General features: G+C 61.9%; 10 protein-coding genes. 4 read left to right on the forward strand and 6 right to left on the reverse strand.

Features of this window, described 5'->3' with window-relative positions; all coding sequences use genetic code 11:
- Window positions 1-23 precede the first annotated feature (23 nt).
- Both JNB91_RS19940 and JNB91_RS19945 read right to left on the reverse strand, forming a co-directional pair.
- Window positions 24-749 carry an anti-sigma factor gene (locus tag JNB91_RS19940; RefSeq protein WP_220327230.1) on the reverse strand — a complete coding sequence of 242 codons (726 nt, stop codon included), beginning with the start codon at window positions 747-749 and terminating at the stop codon, window positions 24-26.
- Entirely contained in the window at window positions 746-1,375 is a 630-nt protein-coding gene (locus tag JNB91_RS19945; protein WP_223218288.1) for a sigma-70 family RNA polymerase sigma factor, read from the reverse strand. Before JNB91_RS19945 ends, JNB91_RS19940 begins: the two co-directional genes overlap by 4 nt.
- A 207-nt stretch (window positions 1,376-1,582) precedes the next feature.
- Here JNB91_RS19945 and JNB91_RS19950 point away from each other — a divergent pair, with 207 nt between their 5' ends.
- Window positions 1,583-2,371 carry a DUF4394 domain-containing protein gene (locus JNB91_RS19950; RefSeq protein ID WP_220327231.1) on the forward strand — a complete coding sequence of 263 codons (789 nt, stop codon included), beginning with the start codon at window positions 1,583-1,585 and terminating at the stop codon, window positions 2,369-2,371.
- Window positions 2,372-2,413: 42 nt separating this feature from the next.
- Here the strand turns inward: JNB91_RS19950 and JNB91_RS19955 are convergent, their stop codons facing one another.
- The 4 genes from JNB91_RS19955 to JNB91_RS19970 all read right to left on the reverse strand — a co-directional run bounded on the left by JNB91_RS19955 (window position 2,414) and on the right by JNB91_RS19970 (window position 10,302).
- Window positions 2,414-4,243, reverse strand: coding sequence for a chloride channel protein (locus JNB91_RS19955; protein WP_223218289.1), 1,830 nt, complete (start codon window positions 4,241-4,243; stop codon window positions 2,414-2,416).
- Between the two features lie 81 nt (window positions 4,244-4,324).
- Complete coding sequence (locus tag JNB91_RS19960; RefSeq protein WP_220327232.1) at window positions 4,325-5,125, reverse strand: TIGR02186 family protein; 801 nt, start codon at window positions 5,123-5,125, stop codon at window positions 4,325-4,327.
- Entirely contained in the window at window positions 5,125-6,051 is a 927-nt protein-coding gene (locus JNB91_RS19965; RefSeq protein WP_220327342.1) for a sulfite exporter TauE/SafE family protein, read from the reverse strand. Before JNB91_RS19965 ends, JNB91_RS19960 begins: the two co-directional genes overlap by 1 nt.
- Window positions 6,052-6,384: 333 nt before the next feature.
- Window positions 6,385-10,302, reverse strand: coding sequence for a peptidoglycan-binding protein (locus tag JNB91_RS19970; protein ID WP_220327233.1), 3,918 nt, complete (start codon window positions 10,300-10,302; stop codon window positions 6,385-6,387).
- 413 nt (window positions 10,303-10,715) lie between these two features.
- Between JNB91_RS19970 and JNB91_RS19975 the strand changes: the two genes are divergently transcribed.
- The 3 genes from JNB91_RS19975 to JNB91_RS19985 all read left to right on the forward strand — a co-directional run bounded on the left by JNB91_RS19975 (window position 10,716) and on the right by JNB91_RS19985 (window position 16,278).
- Window positions 10,716-12,509 carry an acyl-CoA dehydrogenase C-terminal domain-containing protein gene (locus JNB91_RS19975; RefSeq protein ID WP_220327234.1) on the forward strand — a complete coding sequence of 598 codons (1,794 nt, stop codon included), beginning with the start codon at window positions 10,716-10,718 and terminating at the stop codon, window positions 12,507-12,509.
- Between the two features lie 200 nt (window positions 12,510-12,709).
- Entirely contained in the window at window positions 12,710-13,918 is a 1,209-nt protein-coding gene (locus JNB91_RS19980; protein ID WP_220327235.1) for an acetyl-CoA C-acetyltransferase, read from the forward strand.
- 143 nt (window positions 13,919-14,061) lie between these two features.
- Window positions 14,062-16,278, forward strand: a complete 2,217-nt coding sequence (locus tag JNB91_RS19985) for an FAD-dependent oxidoreductase (protein WP_220327236.1) — start codon at window positions 14,062-14,064, stop codon at window positions 16,276-16,278.
- The last annotated feature ends 47 nt before the right edge of the window (window positions 16,279-16,325 follow it).

A 16,325-nucleotide genomic window follows, 5' to 3' on the forward strand; every position in this document is an offset into this window, starting at 1 on the left:
TTGCACCCATTGCCGGACTGCCGTCAACGCGCCAGTTTTGCAAATCCCTTGGCGAGGATTGGCCCGGTTGGTCGCCCTGTCGGAGATCCGCCTGCCTGTTCCAGCGTGATTTCGTAAAGCTGCGCATCCTGTGGCTTCGGCAATGTCGATCCGCTTAGCCGCGCCGAATGCGCATCCTCCAGCAGGCCGAGCGACATCGGCCCCATCTCGCGGGAGGGAAGGGTCCACACCTGCATTGTCCTGTCCGCAGGCACATTGAAATCGGTCAGCAGCCGGATGCTGGCCGTGTCATTGCCGAAATCCTCGACCACGGCCTGCACTTCGCCAGCCTCGTTGAGAAGCACGGCCACCACCAGCGGCTCGGCCACCCGCGCCATGCTCCACACCAGCCCCACGGCAAGCATCAGCGAGGCGGCAACCGCCGAAATCGCCGTCGCCCGCCAGCCGGTGCGGGCATTGTCATTCCCGGCCATCGGAACTCTCGGAGAAACCGAGGCGATTGATGGTTCTGCCGCCGTCGCCTGTTCCGGTAGCCGCGTTGCAATGGAGTCCCACAGGTCCGGTGAAACCGCAGCCGGGTCGATATTGGTGTCGAGCGGCAGAAACCGTTCGCGCGCTTCCGCCACCGCATTGGCCAGTGCAGAATTGCGCTCGATCTCGTTTTCCACCTCGGCTGCCTCTGCTTCGCTGAGAAGGCCAAGTACATATTCATCAGCAATATGCGAAAGATTGTCGGCGCTCAGCTTCATGCCATGCACTCCCGCAATGTCAGAAGCCCGCGCCTGATCCAGGATTTTGCCGTGCCGAGCGGAAGCCGTAATCGCCCGGCGATTTCGCCATGGGTATAACCGCCGACATAGGCCATCAATATGCCGCGCCGTCTGGCCTCGTCGAGACGGCCCAGGCACTCTTTCAGCCGGCTGTTATGGTCGAGCCGATGCCAGGCCGCCATGATCTGTTCCAGCTGTTCGCCGTCCTGCATCGTCTCCAGCCGATCTTCCGCAACAAGGTCTTCGCGGCTGCCGTCCCGCAGCATGTTCAGCGCACGGTTGCGTACGATCGCATAGATCCAGCCGCGCGCCGATCCGCGTTCCGGCCTGTATTGATGCGCATGTGTCCAGATGCGGATGAAGGCTTCCTGCACCACTTCCTCGGCGAGTTCCCGTCGCTTGAGGATCCGCTGCGCCACCGCCACCAGCCTGCCGGCCTCCGCATCGAATATGTCACGCAACCCACTGCGGTCGCCCTTGGCGCAGGCGGCAAGCGCCGCCTCGAAATCCGTCGATTGGTCTGTCACCAAGGTCAGGCTGTCCTCTCTCCCCGAATACTCGCGCAGTTGCGAATATTCCATCTCTGCAGTTTTAGCGGCGGACATGCGCTCGTCCAGTGTTTCAGGTTTCCCGCAGCCATCCTGAGACTGCATATGGAAGACACGCCGGATGCGGAAATGGATGCGAGGCAAATAAATATTTTAGCCGGCTGCATCCAAAGGCGCCCTGCCATGTGTCTACACATCGGGAGTGCTTGAGGCCGTGCGCCCTGTCGCTCCCGATAATGCTGGAAACACCATGGGAGTAGACACATGAAAATCGCTCGCACCGCACTCGTCGCATCCACAATGCTCGTTGCCTCTGCCGCCGCAGCCTTCGCCGCCCCGGTCCTCGGCCTCACCGGCGACAAGACGCTCGTCATGTTCGACACCGCAAAACCTGAGGTGACGAAGACGATGGAAGTGACCGGCGTCGACAAGCTGGTCGGCATCGATTTCCGTCCCGGCACCAAGACCGTGATCGGCGTCACGCCCGATCACGCAATCGTCTCCATCAATCTCGAAACCGGTGCAGCCACCGAAGTCGCCAAGATGGACAAGATGCTGACCATGACGGAAGCCCCGGTCGTGGTGGATTTCAACCCGATGGCCGACCGTCTGCGCTTCATGACCGGCACCACCAATCACCGTGTCCACCCGGATACGGGCGCCGTCACGGTCGATGGCGTTCTGGCCTTTGAAGAGGGCGACATGCACAAGGGTGAGACCCCCAACATCGTCGCGGCCGCCTATACAAATTCCATCGGCAAGCCGGAAAAGACGGCCATGTACAATATCGATGCCACGATCGGTGCGCTGATCCAGCAGACCAAGCCGAACGACGGCACGCTGAAGGCGATCGGCAAGCTCGGCATCAAGGAAATGCCGGCGACCTACGCCTTCGATATCCAGGGTGAAGAGGGCGGCAAGAACACCGCCTATCTCGCCGCAAACAAGATGCTCTACACGGTCAACCTGGAAACCGGCGCGGCAACCGAAGTCGGCCCGATTTCAGGCGTTGAAAATGAAGTCCGCGACATCGCCATTCTTCCGGCCATGTAATGCTGGGGAAGGGGCGGAGCGTCCGGCTTTGCCCCTACCATCCTAGATTTCGCCCGAAACCTCGCGCCGCCGCCGGTCCAGTTCTTCCGTGTAGCGCCTCAGCGTATGGCTCTCCGAGAGCTGCCCCACCACCTTGCGCTCGATCTGGTTGTTGACCACCGCAAGCGCTTCCGCCTCCGTCCGGTCGAACATCGCGGCCGCCTGCTTGGCATTCATGCTTCGAAGCAGCACATCGTTCTTGTAGCGGATGAAGGAGGAAAGTTCCGGCTCCTCCTCGCCGCCTTCGGTCGGCGCGGCATAGACTTCCGGTGTCAGGATAATGCCGACATATTTTTCGTTCTCGTCGATCACGATCACCCGCTGCGTCGAGCCGATCGGAAAATCCTTGCGGAATTGATCGAGTGTCATGTCTGCCTTCGCCGTCTTCACGTCTGAGCGCATCAGCTTATCGACGGTCAGGTTGCGGATCCAGCCGATATCATGCGCGCTCCTGATCCCTTCACCGCGCAGGTGAAAACGCCATGTCGCGAACGAGTAGCCGAAGCTGGTCCGCACCACGACCGAGGAGGTGATGACGGCCGCCAACGCCAGTGCCGTGATTGGAAAGTCGCCGGTCACTTCGAGCGCCAGAAACGTCATCGTCAACGGCCCGCCGATTACGGCGACTGCCATCGCACTCATGCCGACGACCGCATAAATGACCGGCGTCAGTGTTGCATGCGCAAACAGGAACGGCGTCGCATAGGCAAACAGCTTGCCGAGCAGCGCACCGAGAAACAGCGAGGCGAAGAACAGGCCGCCACGGAAACCGGCGCCGATGGTGATCGCAGAGGCGACCGACTTGAGCAGCAAGAGCCCGACCACCGCGCCGATCGCCATATGCTGGTTGAGGCTTTCATGCAGCGCGCCGTGCCCCGCCGAAAGCACCCGTGTGTCGATCAACGCCAGCACTCCGACAATCAACCCTCCAAGCGCCGGGCGGAAGACGGGAGAGATCGAGCTTTTCCGCGCCTGTTCCTCCACCTGCGAGACGCCTTTCATCAGCAGGATACCGGCGCCCGCGCACAGAACCCCGAGCATGACGGCCGGCAGATAGTCGGCCGGGACGACCGTGCCGATCTCACCGATATCGATCATGAACTCCTCGCCGACGAAGAGCCGCGTCACGAAGGTCGCGGAGAGCGCTGCAACCACGACCGGCGCAAGGCTGACGATCGTATAGGTGCCGATGATCAGCTCGAAAGCATAGAAGGATCCCGTCAGCGGCGCATTGAAGGCCGATGCGATCGCACCCGCCGCACCGCAGCCGACGAGAATGCGCATGTCCGAGCGGCGCAATTGCAGAATGAGGCCGATCTTCGAGGCGATACCGGATGAAAGCTGCGTATAGCCGGCCTCCAGTCCGATAGAGGCGCCGAAACCGTTGGAAATCAGGTTCTGCACGGCAACCACGATACTGTCTGTCAGCGACAGCCGCCCGCCATGCAGCGCATTGGCCTCGATCGGGTCGACCATCGGCTTCTTGCGCCACTTCTTCAGGATCAGAAATACGGCCCCCATCAGCACGCCGCCCGCCGCCGGTGCCCAGAGCACCACCATCGGATTAAGCGTCGTGGCTGCGCTCAGCCTCTCATCCGGGCCGATCCCGAAGATCAGCACCTGGATCTCGTGCGCAATGAAACTCATCGCCGAAACCGCGAGGCCGGCGAGCACACCGATCACCGCCGCCATCGCGATCAGGCCGAATTCGCTGCGCCGGATTAATATGCGCAATTGCGTCGGATGCAGCAGGTGGCGCCAATCCGGCAATCGGGCGGGCAATCGTTCGGACAGGCGGGCTGGCAGGCGGTCGAGGAAGCGTTTCAACATCATGGCAGTCTGGGTTTGCGATACCTGTCGCTAACTAGAGTAGGGATCGCCGAAGCAAAGGCGTTGGGGATGGATCGGCAGGGATCAATCCTTGCGGAAGACGATGCTGGCACCCCAGCCGGTAACGAGCGCGATCAGCACGCAGAGCAGGCCATAGGCAAACGGCTGGTTATGCGCCGTGTCGGTAATCGCCTGTTCAAGGCCGGTCTTCACCACCCTGAGCGGGATCTCACGCTGGGTGATCAGCGTGCCGCTCTTGAACAGATAGGCGCGCACGATATGCACCCCGTCCGGCACATTGGCCGGCAGGCGCAGCGAGGCGCGGAACAGGCTGGAGGACACGAAGCGAACGCCGCTCGCTTCCTTCTGGTAAAGCCCGCCCGCCAGTTTCAGCCGCCGGTAAGCTTCACGAAAATCCGAAAGCTCGCCGACATCGCGGATATAACCGATCGGGTTGAGCGCCAGATGTTCGATCCCCACACCCGCCGTATTGATCGGCGGCAATTGCGTCGGGTCGTCGAGCTGGCGGGTGCTGGCGATCGAATAGCTTTCCGGCACCTGCTCGAAAATCATCGAATCCGTATTCACCCAGACCCCGAAGATCCGCTCCTTCTTGCGCACAGTGGCATAGTCGCGCGGGCCTTCGAGCGTGACGATGATGTCGTAATTGCCGATCGCCAAGAGCAGGTCGTCGGCATTGGTCATCGCCCCGAAAACGGTCAGGTCCGCCCCGCGGAAATCCGAGGTAATCGCGATCTCGTTTGTCGAAACCCCGATATCGAGCCCCTCCTTGCCGGTCGATGCCTCGCCCATCGGGATCTGCGCCACCGAATTGCCGACGGGCAGGAGAAGAAGCGAGAGGAGAAGGGCAAGCCGGGAAAACATCAGTAACCGATCCCCCCGACTGCCACCGAATAGAGATCCTGCGGCCGGATGAACAGACCGACAGCAAGACGGATGCCGACCGCCAGAACCAAAAGCGCCAGAAGCGCGCGCAACTGCTCGCCGCGCAGCTTCTGCCCCACACGCACGCCGTATTGCGCCCCGATAACGCCCGCCACCATCAGTATGAAGGCAAGCACGATATCGACGGAATAGTTGGTCGCCGCCTGCACCATGGTCGTATAGGCGGTAACGAAGATGATCTGGAACAGCGACGTCCCGACGACGACATTGGTTGGAATGCGCAACAGATAGATCATCGCCGGCACCATGATGAAGCCGCCGCCGACACCCATGATCGAAGTCAGGATGCCGATCAGGAAACCGAGCGTCACCACAGGAATGGCCGAAAGATAGATCTTCGACTTCTTGAACCGCATCTTCAAGGGCAGCCGGTGCACCCAGTTATGCTGGCCGGGACGCTTCAACGGAAGCGGCTGGTTGAGCTTCGCCTTGCGCATGGCGCGCAGGCTTTCCTGCAGCATCAGCACGCCGATCGTCGTTAAAAGCACGACATAGAGAAGCGAGATGAACAGGTCGAGCTGGCCGATGCGTCTCAGCCAGGAAAAGATCCACACACCGACCGTCGCCCCGACAAGGCCGCCGACAAGCAGCACCGTCCCGAGCTTCATGTCCAGCGTACCGCGCCGGAAATGCGTGATCGCACCGGAAACCGAGGAAGCGACCACCTGGTTCGCCCCGGTTGCCACCGCCACGACGGGCGGGATGTTGTAGAAAATCAGAAGCGGCGTGATCAGAAATCCGCCGCCGACGCCGAACATGCCGGACAGGAAACCGACGGCCGCACCCATGCCGAGGATGATGAAAATATTCACCGAAAGCTCTGCTATGGGCAGGTAGATCGTCACGGTTGACCCCGACAAGGCGAAACAGAACGACCTCGTCCGGCAGGCGATCTCTCGCTTGTCTGATGAGGTAGTGGGAAAGTGTCTCACATGCCGGGTGAACAAGGCATGAAGATGTCTGAGCCACATGCCCGCGCAGGCCTTGGGCTGTCAAACCCATGAAGCCGCGTCAGGGTACCGCAAGCCTTTGATTCGCCCGTTTTCTTCGCGGCGTGGCCAATATGCCGCGTCACCGTAAACCCGGTCGGTTTAGTCGTGATTGGAGATATGCTGAAGGCTCACCAAAAAAAGCCGGGCCGGAGACGAATGGATCGTCTTCGGCCCGGCGACTGGAGCTCATCCATTCCGCTTGAGAAGTTCGCGCACCATCGCGTCGTCCACCTTGCCGGTCGGCTCCTGGCCGATCGAGCTCTGGAAAGACTTGATCGCGGCAATGGTCTTTGCACCCATCTTGCCGTCCGGAGTGCCGGCATCGAAACCGTTCTTGTTGAGAATGGCCTGGATGTTGCGGATCGCCTTGGTCATGTCGATCGAAGCGGTCGTCAGCTTCTTGCCGGAAGCCCATTCGTCGGGAATGTTGACGGCATTGGCATTCGGGTCGAGCGGCTTGGCGGTCCAGGAGTTCAGCTTGGCGCGGGCGCTGTCCAGCTGCTCCTTGCGCATCGCCTTGCCCACTTCTTCCTGCTTCGTTGCGGCATCCGTGTCACCGCCCTTGGCAGCCACACCGAACCACTTGTAGCTCTCTTCGAGGTCCTGCTTCACCCCGTTGCCGCGGGCATAAAGGATCGCGAGGTTGAACTGGCTGTCGGCAACACCGAGTTCGCTTGCCTTGCGGAACCATTCGACGGCGGCCGCATAATCCGGCTGGCCGGCTGCACCCGAAGCAAAAAGAACCGCCAGATTGTGCATGGCGCTGGCGTTACCGGCCTGCGCGGCCTGACGATAATAGGAGATCGCCTCACCGAGATTGCGGTCGACGCCGGTTCCCTTTTCGAGCAGGTTGCCCATGCGGTACTGAGCCGGTGCAAGGCCGCGATCGGCCGCAAGCTTGTACCACTTGGCAGCTTCGCCCGGATCGGCGGAAACACCGCGGCCGTCGCTGAAGCGCGCACCGATTTCAAACAGCGCATTGGCGTCACCGGCTGCAGCCGCATCGGCCATCGACTGCGGCTCGATACCGGCCGGAACGACGATCGAAGCCTGTTCGACCGGCGCGATCGGAGTTGCGGGCAGGTCTTCCGCTGGTGCTTCTGCAACTGCTTCCGTGTCAGTCGTCTGTGGTGCGGCACCCTCCGGTGAATTTGCAGTTTCTTCTGCAGCCGGTGGAGCCGTCATCTCAGGCGCAGCGCTCTGCGGCGAGACCGGAGCCTCGGAAGCTACGGGTGTCTGCGGAACAAGCGCTGCAGGCGTCGGCGCGCTCGCCTCAGGAGCAGCCGCAATCACCGGCTGTTCCACGGAAGCGACCTGCGGAGCAGGGCTTCCGCTCGTCACGGTCTTGATCAGCGGCATTGCCATCAGCGCCAGAAGCACGGCGCCGACTGCCATCAGAATCGGGCGGCGATGGCGCGAAAATGCGGATGCACCCTTCGCCGTCTCGGTCTTGCCGACCGCAGGCTTGACCTTGCCCGGCTTCGCCTGGCTCTTGGCCATCGAACCCATCAGCGAAGGATCGACTTCCTGTGCCGCGGCCTTCGCGGCGCGGCGTGCGGCGGCAATATAGTCGGCCCGGTCGCCGGTGCGGTCGCTGCCTCTCTCGTTGCCAAACTCTCCGGCCGCCTGGCTTGCCCGAACTCTTTCAAGGATTTTCCGAACGTCCGGCGCGCCGGAACCCGGCTCCAGAAGGTCGTTTTCGCTTTCGCTCTCCAGCATGTCGCGTGCAACCACCGTATCGTCCGCCGAAGGATCGATCGAAGGGGTCGGGTCGACAAAGGTGCGCGTGCTCGCTGCCTTGTCCTGCTTCGAACCGGGGCGCAGCCGCTTGGCCAGCCCGCCGAGCAGGCTTTTCTTCGCGGGTTTTGGCTCGTCTTCGAGTTCCTGCTCCAAAGGCTGCAGAATTGCCGGAACGTGATCCGCCATGGTCGAGCCGATCGCGCTGGTCTCCCTCAATCGGGCTTCCGTGCGCGGCATGTCCATGCTGGCAAGTTCGTGTGCAACCTCGGCCGAAAGCGCCGGTACTGCGGCCGGTGCCGCCTCACGCGCAACCGGCATGTCGCGCTGCATCGGCGCGGCCGCAAAGGCGGGCTGGCGCACCGGCTCTTCGCTACGGTAGCTTGCAGCAAAAGAAGGGGCAGGAGCCTGAACCGACTGGCCTTCCAGCTGGTCCAGCCGCTCGGCGATCTGCACCAGTGTGCCGTGCAGCGCCTCGAAGGTCTGGTGCGTCCGGCTTTCCGAACCACGGGTCAGTTCTTCCAGATGCTTCAGGTCGTCGGCAAGGGCGGCAAGTGCTGCCATGTCGCTGCTGGTGCCGGGGGCGCCGGCGCTCAGATTGCGGGAATAGGCCTCGATCACGGCTTCAGCGGCCTGTCGTGCGGCCTCGACGATATATTCGTCATTGGTCGCCATATAGCCTTCGATCGCCGCCATCCGGCTGTCGAATTCCGGCGGCCATGCGGCAGGTGCGCTGCTCGGCTGCGAAATCAGCGTCGAAAGATTGGCGATCTGCGCTTCCAGTCCGCGCAGGGCCTCATCGTCATTGCGTGGAGCGGATGACGCTTCATCAAGTCGCGCCGCGATGTCGCTCAGCCGGTCCTCGATCCGTACGAAGGCAGCGCCGTCATCGGCATGCTGCGGCCGCGGCTGCTGTTCCATTTCCTCGATCCGGCGCGACAGATAATCGAGCCGCTCGCCAAGCCCTTCGGCGCCGAAACTCGTATCCAGCGCGTCGATCTTGCGGGAAATGTCGGAGAGATAATTGGTGACATCTTCCTGCTGGCCGGGCGCATGCATCTGCTGCACCAGCGCTGAAAGCTGTTCGATCCGTTCCTGAAGCTGGGCTGTTGCCTGCTCCTCGGCCATGTCCTCGATCCTGCCGGCAAGCAGTTCGATCCGTGCCGAAAGACCGTCGGTCGCGCTCTGGTCGGCGGTGTAGCGGCCGATCGTCTCGACCTGCTCCATCAGCCCGGCCAACCGGTCTGCTAGCCGATCTTCCAGCCGCTGCATTGCAAGCTCGTCCTGCGCATTGGCAGCGCTGGCGCGAGTATTGGCGGCAATCGCACGGCTGATCTCGTCCAGCCTGTGATCCAGCTGGCTGAACTGTTCGGTGATTGCCGCATCATTCGGCTTCATGCGAGAGCCGAGCTGTTCCATCATGCCGGCAAGCGCCAGCAGCTTCTGTTCCAGCGCGCGAATGGTCGGGCTGTCCGCCATCACGCCAAGCTGGTTGCGAATTTCGTCGACCCGGTAGGCGAGCGCCACCAGTTCCTCGCGCAATGCGCTCGTATCGGCGTCCTGAAGCCGTTCTTCAAGGCCAACCCACTGGTCCTGCATCTGCCGCAGCGATTCCTGCCGGGCAAGCCCGTCCATCACGGCGCGCATGTCTTCGAATTCCGAACGCAGGCCGGACGCACCGGGGGCGGATTGCATCGCAAGCTGGTCGATACCCTGCGCAAGCCGCGCAAGGTCTGACTGCACATCCTGGCTGAAGCGGGTGTCTTCGGCCTGTGCCCTGATCGCCCGCACTTCCTCGCGCAGCGCCCGCATTTCCTGCGAAACGCCTTCGGAAATATCGCGCTTCAGGTCGTGCCTCAGGCCGGAAAGCGTTTCGGTAAATTCGCGGATGTCGGCGCGGCGCTGGTTGGCCTCGGCCACGCGCGTGGAAACAGCCGGCTGGCGAATATCCTCGCGACGTGTTCCAGTCCGTTGTTCAAGACGCGGATCATTGCGCAAGTCCGGTCGTAGTTCCGCACGGGCCACGGGCGCAGCCGGCATCGCGGCGCTGCTCTCGTAACGGCGGTTGTTCTGTCCCGACTGCTCCAGCATGCGCTGACGCTCGCGGATTTCGCTCAGCGGGTCGCGCGGGCGTTCGGAATAGGCGGCAGCACCTGTTCTGGCGCGCGGATCCTGTACGGGCGGCATGCGTTGCGGCCGGCTGTCTTCGGTCGGTCTCTGCGCTGCGGCTGCCGGGGGTGGCGTGCGGCCGCCTGCCATCAGGCCCTGAATGCGTGCTTCCAGCCCCTCGATGGTGCGGCTCAGCGCATCCAGCGACGAGCGGTCTCGGTCGCCGTGACGGGGATGTGCCGATCGTGATCCGTTCATGTGCTCGCTCGTTTCGACGTTGATCCTGCCGGTCCGACTCTGAACGTTTCCCCCGGAGGCATTCCTCCATGAGTAAATCCGAATATTAGAGTAACCTTACGCAAGGCTTGCCATTGTGAAGGTTTGAGCCGCTTTCGCCTAAACGCTTCGCACCGTCACACCGTCCAATATGTCTGCAAACATGGTAAACAAGCCGTTAAGTTTGTCGCAAATTTTAACTATTTCATAACGTTCTAATATTGATTATCCGCCTGACGTCCCCAAAACCCGCCCTATCTTCGATCTAGAAGGCACCGAAATTTGAATCCGCTCGATGATTGACGTTTACGCGCACGTCAATTAAATGACGAGACAGGAGCGCGAGGAGCTGAGGAGCGGCGCCACGCGGATGATGACAGGGAGGATGCTCATCGATGCCAGTCTACAAGGCCCCAACCGCCGACACGCTTTTCATTCTGAACGATGTTCTGGGCCTTGAGCGCTACGGCAACCTTCCCGGTTTCGCCGATGCGTCGCCCGACATGATCGAGGCGATTGTCGGTGAAGCGTCGAAACTGGCCGAGACCACGCTCTTCCCGCTCAATCTCTCCGGCGATCAGGAGGGCTGCACCCGCCATGATGACGGTACCGTTTCCGTGCCGAAAGGCTTCAAGCAGGCTTACGACCAGTATTGCCAAGGCGGCTGGATCGGCCTCGCCGTGCCGAAAGAATTCGGCGGGCAGGGGCTTCCCTATACGCTGCATGCCGCCGTCGGCGAATACATGTCGTCTTCCAACATGTCGTTGATGATGTATCCGGGCCTGACGCAGGGCGCCATCGCCGCCATCCTCGTCCACGGCTCGGATGAGCAGAAAGCCACCTACCTGCCGAAAATGGTCGAAGGCACATGGTCAGGCACCATGAACCTCACCGAACCCCATTGCGGCACCGATCTAGGCCTCTTGCGCACCAAGGCCGTGCCGCAGGGCGATGGCAGCTACAAGATCTCCGGCCAGAAAATCTTCATCTCCGCCGGTGAACACGGCATGACCGACAACATCATCCATCTGGTTCTTGCCCGTATAGAAGGCGCACCGGAAGGCACCAAGGGCATCTCGCTCTTCATCGTGCCGAAATTCACGGTGGGCGAAGATGGCGCGCTCGGCGCCCGCAACGGTGTGACCTGCGGTGCGCTCGAAGAAAAGATGGGTATCCACGGCAATTCCACCTGCGTCATGAACTATGACGATGCGACCGGCTATCTCATCGGCGCGGAAAACAAGGGCCTCTCGGCCATGTTCGTGATGATGAACGAGGCCCGCCTCGGTGTCGGCCTGCAAGGCCTGTCGATCGCCGAGACCGCCTATCAGAACGCCGTTGCCTACGCCAACGAGCGCATCCAGGGCCGTTCGCTCTCCGGCGCCAAGGCACCGGATAAAAAGGCCGATCCGATCATCGTCCACCCCGACATCCGCCGCACGCTGATGACCATCAGGTCCTTCAACGAGGCAGGCCGCGCCTTCCTTCTCTGGACGGCGCTGAAATCCGACATCGCCCACCGCTCGCCGGATGAGGCGGAGCGCCAGAACGCCGACGATCTTCTCGGCCTCGCCACCCCGATCCTGAAGGGCGTGCTGACGGACAAGGGTTTCGACCACGCCGTCATGGCCCAGCAGGTTTTCGGTGGTCACGGTTATATCGAGGAACACGGCATGAGCCAGTATGTCCGCGATGCCCGCATCACCATGATCTATGAGGGCGCTAACGGCATCCAGGCACTCGATCTGGTCGGCCGCAAACTGGCTCTCAACGGCGGCCGCGCCGTGATGGCCATGTTCAAGGAAATCGGCGATTTCTGCGAGGAAAATCGCGCCGACGAAACCATGGCCCCCTACACCAAGGCCCTGAAAAAGGGCCTCAACGACCTGCAGGCCTCCACCATGTGGTTCATGCAGAACGCCATGGCCAAGCCGGACAACGCCGGCGCCGGCTCCACCGACTACATGCACCTCTTCGGCCTCGTGACGCTCGGCTACATGTGGGCGAAAATGGCAAAGGCGGCTCAAGGTAAGCTTGCCAGCGGTGATGCCCGCGAGGAGTATTTGAAGACGAAGCTCACGACCGCGCGCTTCTACATGGAGAAGATCATGCCGGAAACCACGCTGCGCAAGGTTCGTATAGAGGCGGGTGCAGATAGCGTGATGGAACTGGCGGCCGAGGCGTTCTGAGGAGAACACCCTCTCTGGCCTGCCGGCCATCTCCCCCACAAGGGGGGAGAAACCAAGCGTAAGTCGCGCCGCCTCGATTAAGCGTTGGCGGATGCGGCTGGGTTAAGCCCTCCCCCTTGTGGGGAGGGTTGGGAGGGGTCTTCTCTCCCGCATTGTTATTGAGGCAAGGTGAGTTGCCACCTAGGGAGAGAGACAACACCATGACCGAAGTCTTCATTTACGACCACGTGCGCACCCCGCGCGGTCGCGGCAAGAAGGATGGATCACTGCACGAGGTCCCCTCCGTCCGCCTCGCCGCGAAAACGCTGGAAGCCATCCGCGACCGCAACAATCTCGACACGGAAACCGTCGACGACATCGTCATGGGCTGCGTCGACCCGGTGATGGATAGTGGCGCCGTCATCCCCAAGGCCGCCGCCTTCGAAGCCGGTTATTCCACCAAAGCCCCCGGCATGCAGATCTCCCGTTTCTGCGCCTCCGGCCTCGACGCCATCAATTTCGGCGCAGGCAAGATAGCAGCCGGTTCCGACGACATCGTCATCGCCGGCGGTATCGAGAGTATGTCTCGCGTCGGCATGGGCATGTCCGGCGGCGCCTGGTACATGGACCCCTCGGTCAATTTCCCGGCCTATTTCATGCCCCAGGGCGTCTCCGCCGATCTCATCGCCACAAAGTACGGCTTCTCCCGCGATGACGTCGATGCCTATGCGGTGGAAAGCCAGAAACGCGCCGGCAAGGCCTGGGATGCCGGCTATTTCAACAACTCCGTCATCCCGGTAAAAGACCAGAACGGCCTGATCATCCTCGACCGCGACGAACACATGCGTCCGGGAACCGACATGCAGGCGCTGGCCTCCCTCAACGCCTCCTTCCAGATGCCGGGCGAAATGGGCGGCTTCGAAGCCGTCGGCATCCAGGCCCATCCGGAAATCGAGAAGATCAACTATGTCCACCACGCCGGCAATTCCTCTGGAATAGTCGATGGAGCCGCAGCGGTGCTGATCGGCTCGAAAGCGGGCGGCGAGAGCATGGGCATCAAGCCCCGCGCCCGTATCAAGGCCTTCGCCAATATCGGCTCCGACCCGGCCCTGATGCTGACCGGCCCCGTCGACGTCACCGAAAAGCTTCTCGCCCGCACCGGCATGAAGATTTCCGACATCGATCTCTTCGAACTCAATGAAGCCTTCGCCGCCGTTGTGCTGCGCTACATGCAGGCTTTCGACATCTCCCACGACATCATGAACGTCAACGGCGGCGCCATCGCCATGGGCCACCCCCTCGGCGCCACCGGCGCGATGATTTTGGGCACCGTGCTGGACGAACTCGAACGCCGCGACCTGAACACCGCGCTCGTCACGCTCTGCATCGGCGCCGGTATGGGCACGGCGACGGTGATCGAGCGGGTTTGAGGGGGTCTTAACCCTCCCCCTTGTGGGGAGGGTGGCCGGCAGGCGGGAGGGGTTTTCGCCCGGAACGAAGTCCCCTCCCCAACCCCTCCCCACAAGGGGGAGGGGCTTAACCGCCAGAATTTCAGGGAAGAGGAAATCCCACCATGAGCACCTACAAGAACTTCACCGTCGAAACCGACGCGGACGGCATCGCTCTCGTCACCTGGGACATGCCCGACAAGTCGATGAACGTCTTCACCGTCGAAGTGATGGACGAACTCGAAGCCATTCTGAAGGCCACCACCGGAGATACCGCCATCAAGGGCGTCGTCTTCACCTCAGGCAAATCCTCCTTCTCCGGCGGCGCCGATCTCACCATGATCCGCGGCATGTTCTCCATGCTTGCCGATGAGCGCGCGAAAGATCCCGCCGCTGCCGCGCAAAAGCTGTTCGAAGTCGCCGGCCGCATGACCTGGCTGTTCCGCGCCATAGAGACCAGCGGCAAGCCCTGGGTGTCCGCCATCAACGGCACCTGCATGGGCGGCGCATTCGAACTGTCGCTCGCCTGCCACGGCCGCGTCGTCTCCAATGCCAAGTCGGTCAAACTGGCGCTGCCCGAGGTCAAGGTCGGCATCTTCCCTGGTGCCGGCGGCACCCAGCGCGTCTCGCGCCTCACCGATGCCCAGTCCGCCCTGCAGATGATGACCACCGGCCAATCTCTCGCCCCGGCCCGCGCGAAAGCCATGGGCCTCGTCCATCAGGTCGTCGAACCGGACCAGCTCGTCACCGCCGCAAAGCAGATGATCAAGGATGGCCTCAAACCCGTCGCCCCCTGGGATGAAAAAGGTTTCAAGGCCCCCGGCGGCGGCATCTGGACGCCGCAGGCCGCCCAGCTCTGGCCCGCAGCCCCGGCGATCCTGCGCCGCGAAACCGCCGGCAATTATCCCGGCGCGCTCGCCATCTTGAAATGCGTCTATGAGGGCCTGCAATTGCCCTTCGATACGGCATTGAAGGTCGAGCAGCGCTATTTCACGGAAGTTTTGCAGACCACCGAAGCCTTCTCGATGATCCGCTCGCTGTTCATCTCCATGCAGGAGCTGGGCAAGGGTGCCCGCCGTCCGGCCGGTGTGGAGAAGAGCGAGTTCAGAAAAGTCGGCGTCGTCGGCGCGGGCTTCATGGGCGCCTCCATCGCCTATGTCACGGCCGCCGCCGGTATCCCGGTCGTCCTGATTGACCGCGATCAGGAAGCCGCGAATAAGGGCAAGTCCGTCTCCGAAAAACTGGTGGCAGACAGCATTGCCAAGGGCCGCATGACCAAGGAAGAGGGCGAAAAGCTGCTCTCCCTCGTCACCCCGACGCCCGATTACGCGACGCTGTCGGATGCCGATCTCGTCATCGAAGCCGTGTTCGAAGACCGCAAGGTAAAGAAGGCCGTCATCGAACAGATCGAGGCGGTCATTCCCGCCACCACCGTCTTTGCCTCCAACACCTCCACCCTGCCGATCACGGGCCTTGCGGAAAATTCGAAGCGCCCGGACCAGTTCATCGGCGTGCATTTCTTCTCGCCGGTCGAAAAGATGATGCTCACCGAAGTCATCCTCGGCAAGAACACCGGCGACAAGGCGCTCGCCGTCGCGCTCGATTTTGTCGCGAAAATCAAGAAGACCCCGATCGTCGTCAACGATACCCGCGGTTTCTTCGTTAACCGCTGCGTCTTCCGTTACATCAACGAGGCCTATGACATGCTCACTGAGGGCGTGCCGGCCGCGATGATCGAGAATGCCGCAAAAATGGCCGGCATGCCCGTCGGCCCGCTTTCCCTGAATGACGAGGTCGCCGTCGATCTCAGCCAGAAGATCATGAAGGCCTCGATTGCCGATCTCGGCCCCAATTCGGTCAAGCCGGAACACATGGCCCTCATCGACAAGATGGTGGATGTGCTGGACCGTCGCGGCCGCAAGAACGGCCAGGGCTTTTACGATTACCCGGCCAAGCCTGCCAAAAAATCCCTCTGGCCCGGCCTCAAGGATCTCTACCCGCAGAAGCCGGCCTCCGAAATCGACGTCGAAACCCTCAAGCAGCGGTTTCTCGTCACGATCGCGCTGGAAGCGGCCCGCACCGTGGAAGAAGGCATCGTCAGCGACCCGAGAGAAGCCGATGTCGGCTCCATCCTCGGCTTCGGCTTCGCCCCTTATACGGGCGGCACGCTGAGTTATATCGACGGCATGGGCGTGAAGAATTTCGTCGCATTGGCAGAAAAGCTGGCGGCCAAATACGGCGACCATTTTGCACCGACCCCGCTCTTGAAGGACATGGCCGCCAAGGGCGAAACCTTCTACGGCCGGTTTGATCCCTATGGAGAAGGCAGGGAGGCGGCGTGAGGCCGCCTTTCCATCACTGTAGTTTCGGGTAATAACTCTGCCCAACA

Source organism: Aliirhizobium wenxiniae (genome assembly GCF_019511445.1).
GTDB classification, from domain to species: domain Bacteria; phylum Pseudomonadota; class Alphaproteobacteria; order Rhizobiales; family Rhizobiaceae; genus Neorhizobium; species Neorhizobium wenxiniae_A.